20 protein-coding genes are annotated in these 21,608 nt (G+C 70.8%); 16 read left to right on the top strand and 4 right to left on the bottom strand.

The features are described from left to right. Positions 1-35 precede the first annotated feature (35 nt). From ACWD3H_RS10175 to ACWD3H_RS10190, 4 genes are all read left to right on the top strand, one after another. Positions 36-896, top strand: a complete 861-nt coding sequence (locus tag ACWD3H_RS10175; RefSeq protein ID WP_433381878.1) for a Scr1 family TA system antitoxin-like transcriptional regulator — start codon at positions 36-38, stop codon at positions 894-896. After that, positions 897-1,133, top strand: a complete 237-nt coding sequence (locus tag ACWD3H_RS10180) for a DUF397 domain-containing protein (protein WP_355555381.1) — start codon at positions 897-899, stop codon at positions 1,131-1,133. It begins immediately after the preceding gene. Between the two features lie 123 nt (positions 1,134-1,256). After that, entirely contained in the window at positions 1,257-1,514 is a 258-nt protein-coding gene (locus ACWD3H_RS10185; protein WP_245651823.1) for a hypothetical protein, read from the top strand. An 82-nt stretch (positions 1,515-1,596) separates the two neighbouring features. Continuing rightward, positions 1,597-2,370 (top strand): hypothetical protein, encoded by a 774-nt coding sequence (locus tag ACWD3H_RS10190; protein WP_451954696.1) that lies wholly within the window; start codon positions 1,597-1,599, stop codon positions 2,368-2,370. A 63-nt stretch (positions 2,371-2,433) separates the two neighbouring features. Here the strand turns inward: ACWD3H_RS10190 and ACWD3H_RS10195 are convergent, their stop codons facing one another. Next, complete coding sequence (locus ACWD3H_RS10195) at positions 2,434-3,015, bottom strand: histidine phosphatase family protein (RefSeq protein ID WP_451954697.1); 582 nt, start codon at positions 3,013-3,015, stop codon at positions 2,434-2,436. 70 nt (positions 3,016-3,085) lie between these two features. Next, entirely contained in the window at positions 3,086-4,000 is a 915-nt protein-coding gene (locus ACWD3H_RS10200) for a TIGR03621 family F420-dependent LLM class oxidoreductase (protein ID WP_451954698.1), read from the bottom strand. Between the two features lie 119 nt (positions 4,001-4,119). Here ACWD3H_RS10200 and ACWD3H_RS10205 point away from each other — a divergent pair, with 119 nt between their 5' ends. From ACWD3H_RS10205 to ACWD3H_RS10250, 10 genes are all read left to right on the top strand, one after another. Next, positions 4,120-4,899: a phytanoyl-CoA dioxygenase family protein gene (locus tag ACWD3H_RS10205; RefSeq protein ID WP_355555374.1), complete on the top strand. Its 780-nt coding sequence runs from the start codon at positions 4,120-4,122 to the stop codon at positions 4,897-4,899. A 35-nt stretch (positions 4,900-4,934) separates the two neighbouring features. After that, positions 4,935-5,951 (top strand): phosphotriesterase family protein, encoded by a 1,017-nt coding sequence (locus tag ACWD3H_RS10210; protein ID WP_451954699.1) that lies wholly within the window; start codon positions 4,935-4,937, stop codon positions 5,949-5,951. Continuing rightward, positions 5,938-7,140, top strand: coding sequence for a cytochrome P450 (locus tag ACWD3H_RS10215; RefSeq protein WP_451954700.1), 1,203 nt, complete (start codon positions 5,938-5,940; stop codon positions 7,138-7,140). The genes ACWD3H_RS10210 and ACWD3H_RS10215 overlap by 14 nt, the downstream gene beginning before the upstream one ends. Then, positions 7,134-7,946, top strand: a complete 813-nt coding sequence (locus ACWD3H_RS10220; RefSeq protein WP_451954701.1) for an SDR family NAD(P)-dependent oxidoreductase — start codon at positions 7,134-7,136, stop codon at positions 7,944-7,946. The genes ACWD3H_RS10215 and ACWD3H_RS10220 overlap by 7 nt, the downstream gene beginning before the upstream one ends. Beyond that, positions 7,943-8,797: a Gfo/Idh/MocA family protein gene (locus ACWD3H_RS10225; protein WP_451954702.1), complete on the top strand. Its 855-nt coding sequence runs from the start codon at positions 7,943-7,945 to the stop codon at positions 8,795-8,797. Before ACWD3H_RS10220 ends, ACWD3H_RS10225 begins: the two co-directional genes overlap by 4 nt. A 442-nt stretch (positions 8,798-9,239) precedes the next feature. Continuing rightward, positions 9,240-10,193, top strand: a complete 954-nt coding sequence (locus ACWD3H_RS10230) for an ABC transporter substrate-binding protein (protein ID WP_451954703.1) — start codon at positions 9,240-9,242, stop codon at positions 10,191-10,193. A 186-nt stretch (positions 10,194-10,379) separates the two neighbouring features. Then, positions 10,380-11,549: a FecCD family ABC transporter permease gene (locus tag ACWD3H_RS10235; protein ID WP_451954860.1), complete on the top strand. Its 1,170-nt coding sequence runs from the start codon at positions 10,380-10,382 to the stop codon at positions 11,547-11,549. A 100-nt stretch (positions 11,550-11,649) separates the two neighbouring features. After that, positions 11,650-12,423, top strand: coding sequence for an ABC transporter ATP-binding protein (locus tag ACWD3H_RS10240; protein ID WP_451954704.1), 774 nt, complete (start codon positions 11,650-11,652; stop codon positions 12,421-12,423). Positions 12,424-12,536: 113 nt separating this feature from the next. After that, a complete protein-coding gene (locus ACWD3H_RS10245; RefSeq protein ID WP_350958270.1) occupies positions 12,537-13,184 on the top strand; it encodes an adenosylcobinamide amidohydrolase in 648 nt (215 codons plus the stop codon). Between the two features lie 68 nt (positions 13,185-13,252). Then, positions 13,253-13,837, top strand: a complete 585-nt coding sequence (locus ACWD3H_RS10250) for a Uma2 family endonuclease (protein ID WP_451954705.1) — start codon at positions 13,253-13,255, stop codon at positions 13,835-13,837. Between the two features lie 67 nt (positions 13,838-13,904). On the opposite strand, the gene ACWD3H_RS10255 is transcribed toward ACWD3H_RS10250, so the two are convergent. Next, positions 13,905-15,605 (bottom strand): hydantoinase B/oxoprolinase family protein, encoded by a 1,701-nt coding sequence (locus tag ACWD3H_RS10255; protein WP_451954706.1) that lies wholly within the window; start codon positions 15,603-15,605, stop codon positions 13,905-13,907. Between the two features lie 77 nt (positions 15,606-15,682). Further along, positions 15,683-17,761, bottom strand: coding sequence for a hydantoinase/oxoprolinase family protein (locus tag ACWD3H_RS10260; protein WP_451954707.1), 2,079 nt, complete (start codon positions 17,759-17,761; stop codon positions 15,683-15,685). Between the two features lie 641 nt (positions 17,762-18,402). Between ACWD3H_RS10260 and ACWD3H_RS10265 the strand changes: the two genes are divergently transcribed. Both ACWD3H_RS10265 and ACWD3H_RS10270 read left to right on the top strand, forming a co-directional pair. Then, positions 18,403-19,977: a hypothetical protein gene (locus ACWD3H_RS10265; protein WP_451954708.1), complete on the top strand. Its 1,575-nt coding sequence runs from the start codon at positions 18,403-18,405 to the stop codon at positions 19,975-19,977. Further along, positions 19,977-21,527 carry a serine/threonine-protein kinase gene (locus ACWD3H_RS10270; RefSeq protein ID WP_451954709.1) on the top strand — a complete coding sequence of 517 codons (1,551 nt, stop codon included), beginning with the start codon at positions 19,977-19,979 and terminating at the stop codon, positions 21,525-21,527. Before ACWD3H_RS10265 ends, ACWD3H_RS10270 begins: the two co-directional genes overlap by 1 nt. Positions 21,528-21,608 lie beyond the last annotated feature (81 nt).

Consider the following 21,608-nt stretch of genomic DNA (forward strand, 5'->3'; position numbering starts at 1 on the left):
CGATCAGGAAAGCGAGCGAGGAGCATCACGTGTCCATGGATCCGCCCGGTACCGGTTCCACTGTCCGGCGCATCATGCTCGGCGCGAGTCTGCGCCGGCTGCGTGAGGAGAAGGGGCTCGCCCGTGAGGTAGCGGGATTCCACATCCGTGCCTCAGAGTCCAAGATCAGCCGTATGGAACTCGGCCGCGTCGGTTTCAAGACGCGTGACGTGGAAGACCTGCTCACCCTGTACGGCGTGCTCGACGACGCAGAACGGCGCGGCCTGCTGGAGATGGTCCGCGAGGCGAACACCCCCGGCTGGTGGCACAAGTACGGCGACCTGTTGCCGAACTGGTTCACCACCTACGTGGGGCTGGAGGAGGCGACGAACATGATCCGCACCTACGAGGTGCAGTTCATTCCCGGCCTGCTGCAGACATCCGCCTACGCGCGCACCGTGATCCGGTTGGGCTACCCGGACGTGCCGGAGGCGGAGATCGAGCGTCGTGTGCATATGCGCATGCAGCGGCAGGATCGCTTAACGAAGAAGGACGGCCCCCGATTGTGGGCGGTCATCGACGAGGCGGCCCTGAGGCGTCCCATCGGAGGTAAGGAGACGATGCGTGAGCAGATCCAGCACCTGCTGGAAGTGGCCACGCTTCCCAACATCACCCTCCAGGTGATGCCCTTCCGATTCGGCATGCACGCGGCCGAGGGTGGTGCGTTCAGCATCTTGCGGTTTCCCGAGTCCGACCTGTCGGACGTCGTCTATGTCGAGCAGCTCTGGGGTGCCCTCTACCTGGACAAACGTGAGGACATCGATCCATACCTCACGGCCATGGAGCAGTTGTGCGTGGAAAGCACCACGCCCGGGGGCACCGCCGAGATCCTCGGCGACCTTCTCAGAGAGATGTAAATGGAGCAGACCTACAACGGCATGCCGGCCACTGACCTTGCCGGGGCCAGCTGGCGCAAGAGCCGCCACAGCAACTCGACGGGTAACTGCGTCGAGCTTGCCGAACTTTCGGATGGCAGCATCGCGGTCCGGAACTCGCGTTTTCCAGAGGGGCCTGCCCTGATCTACACCAGGGATGAGATCCGTGCCCTGGTGCTCGGGGTGAAGGATGGGGAGTTCGACGGTTTAACGGTGTAACACCGTTTTTACTTCAGGGCCGCCGGGTTAACCGGGCCGCGCCGGTCGTGTAACCGGGGGAGTGGAACGGCACGGAAGAGTTTGAGATCACAGTGATTGGGGGCTCAAGCCGTGCTCGACCAGATGACCTTGTACCCGGTGGCCGACGACGTGCTGTTCGCACCAGGCGGGCGCGTCGTGATCCGCACTTACGGCGTCGCCTCGGCGGCAACGGGGGAGGGTGCGCCCACTCCGGTGTCCTACCGCACATGGGTCACCGGAGTGCGCGACCAGCCACGTTACTGGCGCTGGGGTCACTTCGAGGACGCCTGCCACGGTCACCGCCGGGTCCTCGAATGGCTGACGGGGCGAGGTCCGCAGCCCGCCGCGGCGGCCGCCTGAACGAGATCTCCACGCTGTACGGCGTGATCCTTCTCAACTAGTGTTCAACCAAGCATTCGCTTGGGTTGAGGAGGCGCTTACCGTGCGGCGAGGCATCTACCTGATCGAAGAGGTCGACTTCCGGCCGATGAACTCCCGCAGGCCGCTGGAGTACCTCACCTGGCTCACCCGCTACAAGAAGGAAGACGAGGCCCTCGACACCCCGGAACTGACCCGGGGACTGTCGATCAGGTCCAGGGACATCGACCTGGTGGGCGCCTTCTACGCCGTCGGCATCACCGGCCACCCCCAGTTCAAGGCGGTCACGCTCTGGGACTGCCACGGTGGCTGGGACGGCGGCTGGCGGCAGATGATGAACATCTACGACGGCGTCGACGGCAGGCTTTTCCTCTCCGACATCGACGACCTGCGTTTTTCCGCCTTCTCCCGGCCGCTGGGCGCCGTGCACGGCAGCCCGGCCCTCGCCGACATCACCGCCGAGGGCTACGCGGCCCCGTTCTACCTGTTCGAGAGCGCCCAGGTGCGACCCGGGGCCGCGCTGGACTACCTCGACGCCGTCCGCGAGGAGCGCGCGCCCGTCCTCGCCGACCACGGCCACCGCCCGATCGGTCTGTACGAGGTCCTGTTCTGCGACACCGAGGTCGTCACCGTCTGGGGCATGACGCTGGACGACCACCTGGCGCTCCAGCGGTCCAGGGACGCGGCGCTCGGCCTGGACGACGAGGTGGAGCCGGACGGCCGGCTGCTCGACTGGAGCAGGCGGGCCAGGGAGTTTTTGGCGGGCCCGTGGCGGGAGACCCTGCTGGCGCCCTTCCCCGGCTCCCGCCTTGCCCCGATCCAGGCCGATCTCCGGTGAGGAGGAGGGCCTGTCGCGGCGGAAAGGGGGATCCGGGGGAGGGCTCCGATCGCGGGTCAGGGGTCAGACGGGCGCGTTCCAGGTGAGGACGACCGGCTCGTCGCGCTCGAAGCCGAGCCGGGAGTAGGTGCCGGTGTTCAGGCGGAACAGGCGGCCGTCGGTCGGTGGCAGGCCGAGCCAGCGGGCGCACAGCACCCGCAGGTAGTGTCCGTGGGCGACCAGGACCACGTCGCCGTCCGCGGCCAGGGCTCGGGCGATCACCCGGTCGGCGCGGGCGCCGACCTGCTCCGCGCTCTCGCCGGGGTGCTCGGCGTCGCCGAGGACGACGCCGTCGCGCCACAGGTACCAGCCGGGGCGCCTCTCGCGGATCTCCAGGGTGGTGATGCCCTCGTAGCCGCCGTAGTCCCATTCCCACAGGTCGGGATCTGTCTCGTAGTCCTTGATTCCGGCGAGTTCGGCGGTGTCCCTCGCGCGCCGGGCCGGACTGACCAGGACGAGGCCGAACGTCCGGTCCGAGATCAGCGGGGCCAGTGCCCGTGCCTGATCCTCGCCTCCGGCGGTCAGCCGTAGATCGGTGCGCCCGGTGTGCCGGCCGTCCCGGCTCCATTCGGTCTCGCCGTGCCGAAGCAGAATCATCTGGTCCATGATGCCCAATCATGCCGTCGGCGGTCCGTCGCGCACGCCCCGGGGCCCCGGGACCCCGAAGCGTCGCGGGTCAGCGCCCCGCGAGCTCCTCGGCGACCGGGATGAAGGCGTCCAGGTCGCGCTCGTGGTGGAGTACGAAATAGGACAGGTCGTGGGTGTCGCGCCAGTGGCGGAGCTTGTCGACGATGTCCTGGCGGGTGCCGAGCAGCACCTGCGGAGTCTCGTCCTGCCGGGAGGAGTCGGCGGCGCTCCACGGCTCGTCCCGCTTGCGGACGCCGAGCTGCTGCACGCTGGTGCCGAGCTCGATCCGGTGGTAGCGGCCGGCCGCGGCCCGCCGTACCAGGTCGATCTTGGCGAGGAAGGCGTCCAGACCGCCGTCCGTGCCGTCGGGGCCGGTGCCGTCGGCGCGTACCCGCATGCCGAGGTTGATCACGTCGGCCTCGCGGGCGGCCAGCCCGAGCATGCGCGGGCCGCCGCCGCCGAGCAGCAGCCGAGGGTGGGGGCGGCTCAGGGGCTTGGGGGTCTGGTCCAGGGCGGTGATTCGGTAGTGCCTGCCGTGGAAGGTGAAGGGGCCGTCCGCCCACAGGCCCTTGAGCACGGTGATCGCCTCGGCCAGCCGGTCCACCCTGACCCCCGGTGGCTCGAACGCCAGCCCGGCACCGGCGTAGTCGGCGGCCATCCAGCCGGTGCCGAGGCCCAGCTCCAGGCGGCCCTCGGAGAGCAGGTCGACGGTGGCGGCCTCCTTGGCGAGCACCGCGGGGTGGCGGAAGTCGTTGGCGAACACCAGCGTGCCGACCCGCAGGCGGCTGGTGGCGCACGCCGCCGCGGTCATCGCCGCGACCGGCGCGAAGCGGGGACCGACCAGATGGTCGGGGACGAGCAGCACGTCGAAGCCCGAGCCCTCCAGGCGGCGTGCCGCCTCGGCCCAGGCCCTGGCCGAGCCGGCCTCGCGGATCACGGCGGCGAACCGGAACGGGCGATCCATCGGCATCCCCTCTGTTCTACCAAGCGCTTGCTAAGCATAGATGCGCCGTCCGGGCACGGAAAGACGACTGTTATTACCAAGCGCTTGCTTTAGCGGGTGTGAGGTTCGACACTGAGCCAATGGCTGACGACAACCTGGTCCGCGAGGTGACCGACGACGAGGTCGCCTTCTTTGCGGACAACGGCTGGGTAAGGCTGCCACGCCTGGTCGAAGGCGGCTACGTGGCCCTGCTCCGCGACCGTGCCCGGGAACACCTCGCCGAACGCTCGCGGGCGGTCATCTCCAAGGTCGACCAGGCGTTCGGCCAGTCCAGGGACATCGCCGAGACCGACGAGCACTTCCGGGACCTGGCCTTCGCCCCGGCTCTCGGCCGCGGCGCCACCCGGCTGCTGCACGGGGTGGCCGGGGTACGGATCCAGGTGACCAACCTGCTGATCAAGGAGCCGGACGGCGGGCACGGCGCCACCGAGTTCCACCAGGACTTCCCGTGGATGCCGATGGACCGCTCGGCCATGCTCACCGTCTGGCTGGCCCTGGTGGACGTGCCCGCGGACATGGGCTCGCTCCGGTTCCTGTGCGGTTCCCACCGCTACGGCCTGCTGGGCCGCTCCTTCGCCAGGGACGGTGACGACCAGCTCAGCCAGCACCCGTGGCTGAAGGAGCTGGAGATCTCACCGCCGCTGGACCTCGCGGCCGGGGACGCGACGGTGCACCACGCGCTGACCGTCCACGGGGCGGCGGCCAACCGCAGGGACAGCGCCAGGCTGTCGTTCACGGTCACCTACTTCGACGCGGACGCGCTCTACACCGGGACGCCGTACAGGCAGACGGACGGTCTGGGACTGACGGTCAACCAGCCGTTCGAACACCCGAGGTTCCCCGTCGTCGCGCACGCGTGACCGGGCCGGCGACGAGCGAGGAGTGGTGACCGGACATGAGTGACAACCCCGCCCCGAGCATCGAGACGATCACCGGCCCCATCGGGGACCCGGGCGCGACGCTCATGCACGAGCACATCTTCGGGCTCAGCCCGGAGATCCTGTGGAACTGGCCGGACATCCCCGAGGGCTGGGACCTCGAAATCCGCGCCCGCGAGGCGGCGGCCAAGCTGAACGACCTGAAACGGCACGGCATCGACACGGTGGTCGACCTGACCGTGGTCGGCCTGGGCCGCTACGTGCCCGCGGTGCAACGGGTGGCCGAGCTGACCGAGGTCAACATCGTGGTCGCCACCGGCCTCTACACCTACGACGCGCTCCCGCCCTACTTCGGCAACCGCGGGCCGGGCTCGCTGTTCGGCGGCGCCGACCGGCTGGCCGAGTTCTTCGTCAGGGACATCACCGAGGGGATCGGCCGTACCGGTGTGAAGGCCGGCATCCTCAAGTGCGCCACCGACCACCTCGGCATGACCGCCAACTGTGAGCGGGTCTTCCGCGCGGTCGCCGAGGCGCACCTGGAGACCGGGGTGCCGATCTCCACCCACTCGCACAGCGCCTCGGGCGGCGGCCTGGAGCAGCAGAAGCTGCTGGCACGGCTGGGCGTGGACCTCTCCAGGGTCGTCATCGGGCACGCCGGAGACGCAACAGATGTCACCTACCTGGAAGAACTCATCGCGAACGGCTCCTACCTGGGCATGGACAGGTTCGGTATCGAGACGATCAGCTCGTTCGAGAACCGGGTGGCGATCGTCGCCGAACTCGCCGCGCGCGGCCACGCGGACCGGATGGTCCTGTCCCACGACTCCTACTGCTTCAACGATCGCTTCGACGCCGACGTCGTACGGCAACGACACCCCAACTACCACCTGCTCCACATCTCCAGGGACGTACTGCCCGAGCTCCGCAGGCGAGGCGTCACCTCCGAGCAGATCGACCTGATGCTCATCGCCAACCCCCGCCAGATCCTCGCCCGGCGCGAGCCGTACCGAGAGGCAGGTCATGATTACCGCTGAGGACTTCGACGTCAGCGCGGCCTGGCACGTCGCCGCGCCCTACGACTTCCTGCGCAGGCTCCGCGACGAGCGTCCGGTGTTCTACAGCGAGCACCTGGGCGCCTATGTCATCAGCCGGCACGAGGACGTGCGCGCCGCCTACGGCGACCCCAGGCGCTTCTCCTCCGAGGGCTCGCTGACGATCTCCCGCAGCCTCGCCGACGAGACCAGGCGGGTGCTGGGCGAGCACGGCTCGTTCCTGTCCAGCTTCGTGGCCAACGTCGACCCGCCCACCCACACCCGGCTGCGCCGTTCGGTCTCGCGCGCCTTCACCCCGCGCGCCGTCGCCGCGATGGAACAGCGCTTCCGCGACCTGAACGAGGAGGTGCTCGACCGGGTGATCCCGAGTGGCGGGGGAGACCTGGTCGCGGAGATCGCGCACGTGCCCTCGGTCAAGCTCACCGCCCGCTTCATCGGCGTCCCCGAGGAGGACGAGGCCTTCGTCAAGGAGCACGTGAAGGACTGGTTCCAGCTCTTCCTGTCGCCGCAGCCGCCCGAGCGCCAGCTGGTGCTGGCCGAGAGCTTCCTGACCTACCTCGACTACGTCGACAAGCTGGTCGCCTCCCGCGCCGCCGAGCCGCGCGACGACTTCGTCTCGCTGATGACCTCGCTGATCGGCACCGAGCTGTCGCACCGCGAGGTCGTCGAGCTGATCTCCACGATCCTGCTCGGTGGCAACGACACCGTGCCCAACCAGCTTGGCAACAGCGTGTTCAGGCTGCTGCGCGAGGAGATCTGGCCGGTGCCGCCCGAGCTGGTGCAGAACGCGGTGGAGGAGTGCATGCGCATCGACGGCGCCAGCCTCGGCTCCTTCAGGTACGCCGCCGTCGATGTGGAGATGCACGGCGTGACCATCCCGAAGGGCTCGCTCTGCCTGCTCTCCACCGACTCCGCGGCCCACGACGAGCGCGTCTTCGACGAGCCGGACGAGTTCCGGATCGACCGCGGCAACGCCGACGCGCACATGACGCTCGGCTACGGCATCCATTTCTGCGTGGGAGCCGCGCTCGGCCGCCTGCAGCTCCGTACCGCGCTGGAGGTGCTGGGCCGCCGCCTGCCGGGGCTCCGCCTGGCATCCGGCGGACCGCCCGTCACCTACCGCACGTCGCTGGTCGGGCGGGGCCTGACCGCGCTGAACGTGGAATGGTGACGCGCTTCGACGGCCGGGTGGCGCTGGTCACCGGCGCCGCCTCGGGAATCGGCGCGGCGACCGCGCGCCGGCTGGCCGCCGAGGGCGCCTGCGTCGGGGTCGCCGACCTGTGGGCCGCGGGCGCGCGCTCGGTGGCCTCGGGAATCAGGGCCCGCGGCGGTACGGCGTGCGCGCTGCACTGCGACGTGTCGAACGAGGAGGAGGTGAAGGCGGCCGTGGCGCAGCTGATCGGCTCGTTCGGCGGGCTGGACGTGCTGCACTCCAACGCCGCCTGTCTGGACCGCGACGTCTACGGCCGCGACCAGGACCTGCTCGACCTGGACGTCGAGGTCTGGGACCGCACCATGGCCGTCAACCTGCGAGGGGCGATGCTCATGGTCAAGCACGCGGTCCCCGCGATGCGTGACGGCGGCGCGATCGTGCTGACCTCGTCGGTGTCCGGGCTGGTGGGCGACGCCGACCACGCGGCCTACGGGGCGTCCAAGGCGGCCCTGACCGGATTCACCCGCTACGTCGCCACCATGTACGGCTCGCGCGGCATCCGCTGCAACGCGGTCGCCCCCGGCCTCGTCATGACCGACGTGGCGCGCGCGGCGATGTCCCCGCGGCGGCTGGCGGAGAAGGCGGCCGAACGCCTGCTGCCCTGGGCGGCGGAGCCGGACGACGTGGCGGCGCTGGTCGCGTTCCTCGCCTCGGACGAGGCGCGGTGCGTGACCGGCCAGACGATCGTGGTCGACAGCGGGACGACGGCGCACCGTCCGGAGCACGCGATCAGGGCCTGGGAGCGTGCGAAACTGGATCCGTGACGTTATCTGTGGGTCTGGTAGGTGCCGGACCGTGGGCCGAGATGGTGCACGCGCCGATGCTGGCGGCTGGTCCGAACACACGTCTGGCGGGGGTGTGGGCCCGTCGCCCCGAGGCCGCGGCCAGGTTCGGTGCTCCGGTCTTCGAGCGGATCGAGGAGCTCTTCGACAACTGCGAGGCGGTCGCGTTCTCGGTGCCGCCCGCCGTCCAGGCGGAGCTCGGCGTGCTCGCCGCCAAGGCGGGCAAGGCACTGCTGCTGGAGAAACCGCTCGCCGCCGATCTGGACGGCGCACGGCGGCTGGCCGAGGCGGTCGCCGAGGCGGGCGTGGCCTCGCAGATGGTCCTCACCTGGCGTTACTCGCCCGCCACCCGGGCCTTCCTGGCCAGGGTCTCGGCCATCGAGCCGTTCGGCGGCCGGGCGGCCAACATCTCGGGGGCGATGCTCGGCGGGGCCTTCGCCACCTCCTGGCGACTGGAGCGCGGCGCGATCCTCGACGTCGGCCCGCACATGATCGACATGTTGGACGCCGCGCTCGGCAGGGTCGTCGGGGTCCGCGCCCACGGCAACCCGCTGGGCTGGGTCGGCCTGCTGCTGGAGCACGAGACCGGCGCGGTCAGCGAGGCGTCGCTGTGCATGAGCGTGCCGGGTGAGAGCCCGCCCTCCGATGTCGAGATCTACGGCCGCCTCGGCCGGGAGACCATGGACGACACCCGGCTGGGCTCCGACGTCTTCTCCCTCATGCTCATGGAGTTCGAGCGGACCGTGCGGCGCGGTGGCGGCCACCCCCTGGACGCCGCGCACGGCCTGCGCCTGCAGGAGATCATCGCCGCCGCCGAGGAGCAACTCGGCTGAGAGGCGCCCCTGCTGAACGACGGCCCGCCGGACGAGCGGCTCCGTACGCGCGCGGCCGGCCAGAGGGACGGCGCCTGGAGGCTTGGCGGACGGTCCCTCCGGAGCCGCGGCCTGCCGGCGGGACGGCTCGTCGGTGGCGATGTGCCTGGAGGGCGGGTCCGGATGTTCGGCGGGCGGTCCCTCCGGGGCGGCCTACCCGGGGAGCCACAGAGCGGTCCGTCCGGAACCTCGGCATAGAGGCTGTTCGGGGGAGTTGATAGCGTTCGTCCAACGCGTGGTGTGAGCGAAGTCCGGTGTGAGTCCGGCGCTGTCCCGCAACTGTCATGGCCCCTCGTGGGTCGAGCCAGGTCGCCTCCGCCGCGTCGTCGACGCCGACCCTCGTGGAAAAGGGTGACCCGTCCTTGCCTGGGTCCCTCGGTTCCGGTAACTGAAAGGACCTCCCTTGAGGCCCGTACGCAGCGCCCTCGCCGGCGCCCTGCTCGCCGCACTGACCCTCGCCGGATGCGGCCAGACCTCCCCCGCGACCTCGCCTTCCACCGCCTCCGCAAGTGCCGCCGCGACTCCCTCGGCGGCGGGCTTCCCGGTCACCGTCGAGGCGGGCAACGGCTCCGTCACCATCGAGAGCAGGCCCGAGCGGATCGTCTCGCTCTCGCCCGCCGCCACCGAGAGCCTGTTCGCGATCGGCGCGGGATCACAGGTCGTCGCGGTGGACGACCAGTCCAACCACCCCGCGGAAGCGCCGAAGAGCGAGCTGTCCGGTTTCAAGCCGAACGTTGAGGCGATCATCGCCCAGAAGCCGGACCTGGTCGTGCTCTCCGATGACATCGACGGCATCGTGGCCGCGCTGGGCAAGGTCGGCGTACCGGTGCTGCTGGAGCCCGCCGCCACCAAACTCGACGAGACCTACGACCAGATCACCGACCTCGGTGCCGCCACCGGAAACGGCGAGCGGGCCACCGAACTCGCCGCGCAGATGAAAAAGCAGATCGGCGAACTCGCCGCCGCCGCACCGAAGGACGCGAAGCTCACCTACTACCACGAGCTGGACGTCACCCCCTACGCGGCGACCTCCACCACCTTCATCGGCCAGATCTACGGGCTGTTCGGCCTGACCAACATCGCCGACAAGGCCCCCGACGCGGCGGGTGGCTACCCCAAGCTCTCCGCCGAGTTCGTCGCGCAGGCCGACCCCGACCTCGTCTTCCTGGCCGACACCAAGTGCTGCGGCCAGTCGAAGGACACCCTCGCCAAGCGCCCGGGCTGGTCCAAGCTGTCGGCCATCAAGAACGACCAGGTCATCCTCCTCGACGACGACATCGCCTCCCGCTGGGGGCCGCGCGTCGTGGACCTCGCCAAGCAGGTCGGCGAGGCCGTGCAGAAGGCCGCGGCCAGCTAGTTGACAGATCTCCCCCGCTCCTCCGGCGTCCCCGGCGGCGGCACGGACGGGCCGCTCCGCGACTCCGGCACCCCGAAGGCGGGCAACGTCACCTCAGCACCGTCCCGTACCCGGCCGGAACCGTCTCCTCCTGACACGGCCACTCCCGCCACCGGTACGTCGGGGCTGCTCGGCCTGGGCACCGACATGCCGGAATCGTCTCCTGCCGGTGCCGTGCGGGAGCCGTTCCCCTCCGGTACCGGCACCTCGGAGCCGTCCCGCCCGGGCGCCGGGAAGGAGCCGTTCCCGCCCGGCGCCGGTGCGGCTCGGAAGGCCGGTGTCGCGGGCGGGCAGGCGGCCCGGCTCAGCCCGGCGGTGACGGTCGCGGCCGTGGCCCTGCTCCTGGCGAGCATGCTCGCCGGGCTGCTGGTCGGCGCCGCGGACATCGCGCCGCGCAGTGTGCTGATCCAACTGCTCGACTGGCTGCCGTTCGTCTCGGCCGACTCCGGGCTGGCCCCGGTCGAACTGAGCCTGCTGGCCGAGATACGGCTGCCCAGGGTCCTGCTCGCCGCGATCGTCGGCGGCCTGCTGGCCGTCGCGGGAGCCGGCTACCAGGGAGTCTTCCGCAACCCGCTGGCCGACCCCTACCTGCTGGGAGCCGCGGCGGGCGCCGGTCTGGCGACCACGGCGGCGATCGTCTTCACCAAGGGCGACGGCGAGGCGATCGGCATCCCCGCTGCGGCCTTCGTCGGCGCCGTCGGCGGGGTCCTGCTCGCCTACGCGCTGGGCAACGCGGCGGGCCGGGGCGGCGGCACCGCCACGCTGGTCCTCGCGGGCGTGGCGGTCACCTCCTTCCTCACCGCGATCCAGACGTTCCTGCAGCAGCTCAGGGTGGAGGAGCTCCAGCGCATCTACGCCTGGATCCTCGGCAACGTCGGCGGCGGCTGGAGTCAGGTCACGCTGGTGGCCCCGTACGCGGTCGTCTCGGTGACGGTCATGCTGCTGCACGGCAGGCTGCTCGACGTGCTCTCGGTCGGTGACGACGAGGCGGTCACCCTCGGCCTGAACGCCGCCAGGGTCCGCCTCGTCGTGCTGTTCGCCGCCTCCCTGGCCACCGCGGCGGCCGTCGCGGTCAGCGGGCTGATCGGCTTCGTCGGCATCGTCGTGCCGCACGTGGTCCGCCGCCTGACCGGTTCCTCGTACCGGGTCGTGCTGCCGATCTCGCTGATCGGCGGGGCCGCCTTCCTGGTCCTCGCCGACCTCATCGCCAGGACCGTGCTCGCCCCCGCCGAGCTGCCCATCGGGGTGGTGACCGCCTTCTTCGGCGCGCCGTTCTTCGTCGCCGTACTGCGCATGACCCGCCGGGTGGAGACATGAGCGTCCGGGCCCGTCCCTACGAGGAGCACACGACCGTTCCGGCAGGTGTGTACGGGGAGCGGGCGGCCGTGGCCCGTGCGCCGCGCGGAGGGGAGATCCGGTGAGCCGCCTCGCGGTGAGTGACCTGTCGGTGGTGCTGGACCGGCGGACCGTGCTGTCCGGCGTCGGGCTCGACGTCAGGGGCGGCGGCTGGCTGGCCGTCATCGGCGCCAACGGCGCGGGCAAGTCCACGCTGCTGCGCGCCCTGGCCGGGGTGCTGCCCTGCGAGGGCGAGGTGCTCGTCGACGACGTGCCGATCAGACGGCTGCGGCCCAGGGACCGGGCCAGGCTGCTGGCCTACGCCCCGCAGTCCCCGGCGCTGCCGGTCGACATGACGGTGTTCGACTACGCCCTGCTCGGGCGTACCCCGTACATCCCCTACCTGGGCCGCGAGGGCCGCCGCGACCGGGAGGTGACCGCGTCGGTGCTGGAGCGGCTGGACCTGTCGCCCCTCGCCGGCCGGCGGCTCGGCCATCTGTCCGGAGGCGAGCGCCAGCGCGTGGTGCTCGCCAGGGCGCTGACCCAGCAGGCCCCGGTGCTCCTGCTCGACGAGCCCACCACCGCCCTCGACCTGGGACATCAGCAGCAGGTGCTGGAGCTCGTGGACCGGCTCCGGCTGGCCGACGGACTAACCGTCGTCACGACATTGCATGATTTGAGCCTGGCCGGCCAGTACGCTGACTCGATGATGTTGCTCTCGGGCGGCCGGGTGGCCGCCTCCGGCACCCCGGCCGAGGTGCTGACCGGAGAGCTGATCGGCGAGCACTTCGAGGCCCGCGTCCGCGTCGCCACCGGCCCCGGTGGCAGGCCTGAGGTCCACCTGGAGCGTCCTTGACCGGGTCCGAGATTCCCCCGAGCCTTCCCGAGCGGGTGCGAGGTTCGTCCGGAGGCCTACTGGGCGGGCCCGAGATCCAGCCGGACGTCCGAGACGGTTCGCGCGAGGTCTCTTTGCGGCTGAGCCATCGTGAGGAGGACGGGGCCCGGCTGGCCTCGCTGCTCTGGGAGTTCGGCCCCGGGTGGCGGGCGATCTCCTCGGCCATGGTCGGCGGCGGCATCGGCCCGGCCGCCTGGGCGCTCAACGCGCAGGTGGTCGGTGGATACTCGCGGATGGACCCGGTGGAGCACCTGCTGGAACTCGCCCCGCCCGGCTCCGGTGTCGGCATGCTCACCGCCGCCTCCGTCGACCACTTCACCCGGGCCGCCGACGGGGGAGTGGAGGTCATGGCGACCGTCGGCCTGCGCGTCCCCACCTGGGCCGCCGCCCCCGAGGGTGTCCCGGACCCCGAACTGGCCCCCGCGTACCTGCCGGGAACGATCAACATCGTCGTCGCCGTACCGGTCGCGATGAGCGACGCCGCCCTGGTCAACACGGTCATGACGGTGACCGAGGCCAAGACCCAGGCCCTGCTGGAGGTCGGTTTCCCCGGTACCGGGACCGCCTCCGACGCCGTCTGCGTGGCGGTCCCCGAGCACGGCCCGGAGGAACTCTTCGGCGGCCCCCGCTCCACCTGGGGCGCCCGCATCGCCCGTGCCGTCCACACCGCCGTCCGCCAGGGCGCCCAGCAGTGGGTGAACCGTGATGTGTTGACTACTTAAAGTAAGAGAATTGCGGGAAGTAGCATGTGGGCGAGGGGCAAACTCCCGACACTGAGCAGGTGACCGCGATGGCAACGACGGAGCCGACGACCAGGCGGACGGTTCTCCAAGGAGAGCCGCCGTTCACTGTCGACGACCTGCTCAAGTTTCCCGATGACGGGAACCGCTATGAGCTCTTCAACGGGAGCCTGTTGGTGAGTCCCTCTCCTGTCCCCCTGCATCAGCGTGCGATCGCTCGACTTCTCGTAATTCTCGAAGGCGTCGCACCACCTGAGTTCGAGCCACTGCCGGATGTCAACCTCCGGGCGAGCGACCGCGACTTCTTCATCCCCGACCTCGTCGTGGTACCGGCGAAGGCCGTCGACGAGACACAGCTGATGTTCGCGCCACGCGACCTCCTCCTCGCCGTCGAGATGGTCAGCCCGAGCACCCAGGCGCGCGACCGTCACCTCAAGAGAGCCGCCTACGCCGCGGCGGGCATTCCCGCCTACTGGCGGATCGAGCTGTCCGAAGGCCCGTCCGTCCACGTCCATGAGCTCGCCGGCGACGAGTACAAACCCGCCGACAGGCACGACGCGGGAGAGGTCGCGACCCTCTTCGCCCCCTTCGAGGTCTCCTTCGATCCCGCCGTGCTGCTGCAGCCTCGGGGCTGAGCGAGGCAAGCCCTCCGCGGGGCCGGGCGGCGCCTTAACCGGGGACGCCCGTCCGGACCCGCGCATGTCAGTTCTCCGCACGCAGGGCCGTGCCGTCGTCCCTGACGGTGACGCCGTAGTCGGCGAGGGCGCCGTGCGGGGTGACGCGGCCGGTGTCGAGGTCGGCGAGGACCTCCTCGACGGGACGATCGCAGGGGGAGCCGATGCCGCCGCCGCCGGTCGTCTCGATCACGAACGCCTCGCCCGCGCTGAACCGGACGTTGTTCACCTTGGAGTCGAGGCGTTCCAGCGAGCCGTCCGCGCGCCGCAGGTAGAAGCCGCCGAGCCGGCCGGGCAGGCCGCCGGAGCGTCCGGGCGGGGCGTTGCGCAGCCGGTCGCCCCGGGTGGTGACGTGGGCGTCGGCCAGGAAGCGGATCACCGTGCGGGAGCCGAGGCCGCCCCGGTGCCTGCCGGGGCCGCCGGAGTCGGGGACGGTCTCCACCGACTCCACGACGAGCGGGCAGCGGGTCTCGACCGGCTCGACCTGGGGTACCGAGTTGCGGCCGATGCCGAAGTGCACGCCGGTCGCGTCCGGGCCGTCCTTGCCCTGCCGGGCGCCGACCCCGCCGAAGTCGTACGACAGGTGGATCCAGTACGGCGCTCCGACGGCCGCGATGGAGAAGGGCTGCAGGATGCCGCTCGCCGCGATGGCGCGTTCGGGCATCGCGTCCGACAGCGCCTGGAAGACGGCCTCCATCGCCGCGTAGATGGGCACGAACCGGCCACCGCACGGATAGGGCGAGCGGGCGTTGAGTAGCGAGCCGGGTGGCAGCCGCACCTCGATCGCCCGCAGGCAGCCGTCGTTCATCGCGATGGACGGGTCCAGGAAGCAGCGCATCGCGAACACGGCGGCGGCCAGCGACTGCGACGAGGAGGAGTTGATCGCCGCGGGGACCTGGGGGTCGGTGCCGTCGAAGTCGAGTACGGCTCCCGCACCGGGGGCCAGGGTGACCGCGACCCTGACGGTGTGCGAGGTGGTGAGGTCGATGCCGTCGTCGTCGATCGGGTAGGACGCCTCGTAGCGCCCGGCGGGCAGGGCGAGGAGGGCCGCGCGGGTCAGCGTCTCGGTGTGGTCGAGATAGTCGTCGATCCCCCGGGCGAGCCCGGCAGGGCCGTACTCGCCGGCCAGCGCCTCGATCCTGGCCGCGGCGACCGCGGTGCCCGCGACGAGCGCGCGCACATCGCCCATGACCTTGTCAGGGGTGCGGCTGTTGGCCCGCAGGATCGCCTCGATCGCCGGTTCCACGCCGCGCGCGGTGGCCAGCAGGACCGGGGGGAGCTGCAGGCCCTCAAGGAAGATGTCGGTGGCGAGCGGGGCCATGCCGCCCGCGGACAGGCCGCCGAGGTCCGAGACGTGGATCATCGTCGCGGTGAAGTAGGCGGGCTCGCCGGCGACGAAGACCGGCCGGTAGACGAGCAGGTCGTTGGTGTGCACCCCGCCCCGGTAGGCGTCGTTGAGCACGAACACGTCACCGGGCCGCATGGTGGGGGCAGGGATGTCCTTCAGTAGTTCGGGCAGCGCGACCTTAAGCGCCATGCTGTTCATGAGCGTGGTCGCCATCGACTGCGCGACCAGACGCCCACTCGCGTCGAGGATCGCCGCCGAGGCGTCGGACCCCTCGACGATGAACGTCGAGTAGGCCGAGCGCACCACCACGATGCTCGCCTCCTCGGCCGCCACCACCAGCGCGTTCCGCAGCACCTCCGCGGTCAGCGTCTCCGCCGTCAACCGGCTCGCCCCCTCGTGAGGACCCTTCGTGAGGCCTCCTCGTGCGGACCGCGCGTGCGCCGTCGAGGGTTCCGGTGTCATGCTGTTCCGCCCTCGGTGAGGATTACCGCCATGTCGTCCGCGAGCCTGGCCGTCCAGCCCGGTGGCACCACGATCGTCGCCTCGGCGTCCTCGACGATCGCCGGCCCCTCCGTCTCGCGCAGGGTCGCCCTGGTGAGCACCGGCACCTGTACGTACCCGCCCAGCTCGGGGAAGTACGCGGCCCGCCGCACCTCGGAGACATCGGAAGCACCGTGAGCCTCCGGGCGCGGCCCACCCGGCTCCCGGGCTCCGGGCGAGGCGCGGGGAGGGGGAGGCGCGGGCACGGCGTCGGCAAGGGGGTGCCGGGCGGTCTGGGTGACGCGGACGCGGTAGCTGACGACCTCGGTGGGGCCCCGCTGTTCGATGCCGTACACCTGCCGGTATCTCGCGAAGAAGCGGTCGGCCAGCTCGGCGGGGGAGTCGCTCCACCGCACGGTCAGGTCGTGGGCCTGTCCGGTGAAGCGGACGTCGGCCGAGCGGGTGACCGAGACACCGGGGGAGCCGAGGGTCACGTTCAGGTCGGCGGCGGCGGCCTCGGCCAGGATGGCGAAGACCCGCACCGGATCGGCACCCGGGGCGGACAGGACACGGTCGGTGGACAGGTCGCCGGCCAGCAGGCCGGCCGCGGAGCCGACCCCGCAGTGCGCGGGGACGACCACCGTGGAGATGCCGAAGCGGGAGGCGACCCTGGCCGCGTGCATCGGGCCCGCGCCGCCGAAGGCGACCATGACGAACCCTCGGGGATCGATGCCCCGCTGTACCGTCACCACGTGGACCGCCGACCCCATCGAGGCGTTGGCGATCTCGTGGACGGCGTGCGCCGCCTCGGCGCGGGAGACCCCGAGCGGACCGGCCAGGCGGCGGTCGACCGCCTTCTCCGCGAGGTCGAGGGAGAGCGACATCGTCCCGGCGGCGAACGAGGCGGCGTCGAGGTAACCGAGTACCAGGTTGGCGTCCGTCACCGTCGGCTCGTCGCCGCCCAGGCCGTAGCAGGCCGGGCCGGGTTCCGAACCGGCCGAGCGCGGGCCTGCCCGCAGGGTGCCGGCCGGGTCCACCCACGCGATGCTGCCTCCTCCGGCCCCCACCTCCGCCAGGTCGATGGCCGGGGTCTTGACCGGCACCCCGGTCCCGGCCCTGCGCCCGCCGAAGCTGCCCTTGCCACCCACGTGGAACTCGTGGGTGATCTCCGGCTCGCCGTTCCTGATCACGCAGGTCTTGGCGGTGGTCCCGCCCATGTCGAAGGAGATGACGTCCGGATGGCCGGACGCGGCGGCGGCCAGCACCCCGGCCGCGGGCCCGGACTCGATGGTGGCCACGGCCCGCCGGGCTGCCAGCTCGGCGGACATCACGCCGCCGCCCGAGTCCATGACGTGCACCGGCGCGGTGATTCCGATGCCGGCCAGCCGAGCGGTCAGCCGCCGCAGGTATCCCGCCATGACGGGCCCGACGTACGCGGACATGATCGTGGTGGTCGCCCGCTCGTACTCGCGCAGTTCCGGCCAGACCTCCGAGGAGATCACCACGGTCGGCACGACGCGCCGGAGGATCTCGGCGACCCGCCGCTCGTGCGAGGGGTTCGCGTACGAGTGCAGCAGGCAGACGGCGGCCGCGGTGACACCCCGCCGCGCGATCTCCTCACCGACGCGGGCCACGGCCGCCTCGTCGAGCGGTTCGAGCACCTCGCCCCGGTCGTTCACCCGCTCGGGCACCTCGAAGCAGTCACCGGCGGCGACCGGCGGCGCGGGAGGGTCGAAGCGGAGGTCGTAGCGGTCCTCCTCGACCCGCGCGTAGCGGCCCAGAGGGATCGCCGAGCGGAAACCCCTGGTCGTGACATAGGCGACGCGGACGCCTCTGCGTTCGAGTACGGCGTTGGTGGCCAGCGTGGTCGCGTGCACGACCCTGGTCACCAGGGAGGGGTCCCTGTGGCCAAGCGCGGTGGTGATGCCCGTGACGATGCCGTCGGCCGGGTCGTCGTGGGTGCTCAGGCACTTGGCGACGCTGATCTCACCATCCGGCCCGCGGAGCACCACGTCCGTGAACGTCCCTCCGACGTCGACCCCGATCGAGTGGCTCAACGGCTCTCCCCGTCTGATCGTCCGGTGCTCCGGGCGGGTGGCCCGTCGCGGCGCGGGGGCAGGCCCCACGTCCGCTCGCCCGCCCACGAAGGGCAGGCTATTTCCCTAGCAAGCGCTTGTCCATGGGGGGTCTGCCGGGGGCCCGCCTCCGGGTGATCGGCTCGCCCGTGGCCCGGTGACCCTCGTCTTCCGTGTGGCGCCCGCTCTTCTCGCGTTTTCGAATTCGCGGGCCGTCTGCCCGCGTACGGGAGGGGCCTCCTCGGGCGCATGAGAAGCCACGAGACCTTTATCCCCTTTATCGCGTATTAGATGGAAATATCGAATTGTGGGGCTTCCGTCCCATTGGATTCGGTGCGACCGCGGGCCATTGGGCGAGATGAGGGAACCGGTCCTCGCGCGGTATACATTGTCGCGCCGGGGCCCGGTCAGGATTAGACTTTGCGTAACTGTCCGCAACGGGGGGTGGGCATGGTGAAAGGCATGGTCGGTGCCTGAGTGGTGATGGTGAAGACGGGGTGGAGATATCCGTCTCGTGATCAGGTGCAGGTAACGGCGGAAAGAAAGTCAAGCCCTCGGGCCTGAGCGGTTCACTTATTCACTCTGGTTTGCGACCCTTGTCCTATCCCCTGTAGGGAGTGGCGATGCGGCGGTTCGGTTCGGCGGTGGCGGTGTTCGGAGGCCTCCTGTTGGCGGTCGCCGGGGTGGCGCCCGCTCTTGCTCACGAGCACCCCAGCGGGATCACCGATCTGGTGACCCCCGCGGTGGTCAGGATCGAGGCCACGGCACGCGTGGACATCACGCTCCTTGACCACATCGGCGAGCTGGTCCACGTGGAGCGTTCCTACGAGGTGCCGATCGGCAGCGGCACCGGCACGGTGATCAACCCCGACGGGGGCATGGTCACCCTCACCCGGGTGGTCAAGAACGACCTGGACGTCCGGATCTACGCCGCCAACAAGATCTTCGCCGAGCACCACAAGGTCAAGATCCCCGCGGACTTCGAGCGGCACAAGCTCAAGGACGACCTGCTCAACCACCACCTGCAGGAGTGCTACCCGCCCAAGCAGCCCACCGCCACCTGCATCATCGACGTCACCACGGAGATCAAGGTCTTCCCCAACATCTCCCCCGCCGACACGGAGGGGTTCAGGGCCGAGATCGTCCGCCCCGGTGACAAGCCCGACAGCCCGGCGGTGCTGAAGCCCGTCGGCCGCGCCGACGGGAGCGCGGGCCTGCCCACCGCCCCGCTCGCCGCCGAGGTGCCCGCCAAGGACAACTCACCGGTGGCGGTCGCCGGGTTCACCGGGCGGCCCGCCGCGAACCTGCCGGAGACCGTCGACATCGCCCACCTCCGGGCGGGCGGCGCCGGTGAGGGCGGCCGGCAGTTCAAGGACCCGGAGAACAAGGTCAACGAGCCGGAGAAGCTGGGCGCGCTCGTCGACAAGGGGCTGCTCGGCGGCCCGGTGATCGAGGACAAGAAGGGCGAGGTCGTCGGCCTGCTGCTCGGCGGTGGCAAGGACGCCCGGATGATCGGCATCCGCGAGGTCACCAAGGCCCTGGCCGAGGCGGACGTCGCGCCCGCCCGCGGCCCGATCGACGCCGCCTTCGAGCAGGCGCTGACCCGTTTCCACACCCACTACTACGGTGACGCCGTCCCCGCCTTCCAGCGGGTGCTGGACCTCTACCCGGGCCACACCGTGGCCGCCGCGCACCTGAAGACGTCCCAGGCCAAGCGCGGCACCGCAGAGGACGAGGGCACCAAGAGGGCGGCCGCCTCCACCGACGCGCCCGGCGGCGCGCCGCTGTGGCCGTTCCTGGTCGGAGGCGGCCTGCTGGTGCTGGTGGTGCTGGTCGTCGCGATCCTGCTCTGGCGCCGCAGACGCTCCGAACCGGAACCGGAACCGGAGCCGGAGCCGAGCCTGCCCGCGGACCCCCTGCCTCCCACCCTGAACCCGCCGCCCGTGCAGGCGAGATCGGCCTTCGACGAGCAGGTCGACTCCACGATCGTGGTCGGCCGCTCCTTCCCCGCACTGCCCAAGATCTCCTCGACCTCGCCCGGCCAGCCGGTGCTGGTGGCGCGCGATCCGGGTTCCAGCACCGCTCCGGGCCCCAGACCCGCCGAGACGACAGTGCAGAAGTACTGCACGGGCTGCGGGATGCGGCTGGGCCCCGCGCACAGCTTCTGCGGCTACTGCGGCCAGCCGGCCAAGACGTGATGGCAGTGAACGACAGGGCGCTGATCGGCCGGGAAGTGGCCGGCTACCAGATCGAGGACATCATCGGCAAGGGCGGCATGGCCGTGGTCTACCTCGCGGTCGACCCCAGGCTCAACCGCCGGGTGGCACTGAAGATCCTCAACCCGCTCCTCGGTGAGGACGAGCGGTTCCGTCAGCGTTTCGTGCTGGAGTCGCGCACCGTCGCGAGCATCGACCACCCCAACATCATCCCGATCTACGAGGCCGACACCGCCGCCGACGGCACCCTCTACATCGCGATGCGCTACGTCAACGGCCCCGACCTGCGCAAACTCTTCTACGACCGGGGCCCGATGCCGGTCAGCCAGGTCAACCGGACCTTCGCCCAGGTGGCCGCCGCGCTCGACACCGCGCACGCCCACGACCTGGTTCACCGCGATGTCAAGCCGGCCAACATCCTGATCGCCGCCCACACCGAGGGCGACCACGCCTACCTCACCGACTTCGGCATCACCAAGCACCGCACCTCGATCTCCGGGCTGACCCAGACCAACCAGTTCATCGGCACCCCCCGCTACATGTCGCCCGAGCAGATCAACAAGGAGCACATCGACGGCCGCTGCGACCAGTACGGCCTGGCCTGCGTGGTCTACGAGGCGCTGGCCGGGAGGTTGCCCTTCCAGCGCGACAACGAGATCGCCCTGCTCTGGGCACACCTCGCCGAGACCCCCACCCCGCTCACCACGCTCCGCCCCGAGCTGCCGCTCGAGGTCGACGGCGTCATGATGCGGGCCCTGGCCAAGTCGCCCGAGCAGCGCTACGAGACCTGCGGCCAGTTCGTCGCCGAGCTGCGTGACGCGATCAGCGGTGCCGGCCAGCCGTACCAGCTCACCCAGGCTTCCCCCACCGCACCGACGACGGTGCCCACGAGGCGTCAGGAGCCGAGCAGGCCCAGATCCGGCGGGAAGGGCATCCTCATCGGCGCCGCAGTGGCGATCACGGCGATCGTCGCGCTGGTGGCGATGCTCGCGACGTTCCTGCGCGGTGGCGACACCTGGGTGGCGTACGAAGGTTCGGCCGCGGTGCCGGTCGCCTTCCAGCATCCCGGCACCTGGACCCTCCAACCGCACGCCGACGTGTTCGTGGTGGCCTCGCCGAGGGTGGAGCAGTTCCGGGCGCTGTTCGCCACGCCCGTCACCGCCGACTGGGCGACCGTGAACGAGGTCATCAAGGACGATCCCCAGGACGCCGGCGGCCTTTACGTGCAGACGCTCGACACCCTCGACCCGCGCAGCGGCGCCAAGCAGCTGCAGGAGACGATGCAGTCCTCGCTTCCCGGCACGGTCAACGTCTTCCCCCAGGTCGTCCAGGTGAGCGTGGGCGGGCAGCCGGCCATCCGGTTGCAGGGGACGATCGCCGACCCGCAGCGCGGTGGCCAGCTCGAATTCACCGGCTGGGTCGTCGAGCGGCCGGACGAACCGGCCCTCATCATTTACTTCTGCGCGTCCGGCAGGTGTGACAACGCGACCGCCAATCGATTCGTGCGGAGCGTCTCATTCCCGGTGTTCTGATCCGTTGACTTGTGTTCCACTTGCGATCGACTTGTCCGGGTGTTTTGTCCTATGGGCAAGACGGTCACCAAGCTTTAGTCT

Source organism: Streptosporangium sp. NPDC002607, assembly GCF_053592655.1.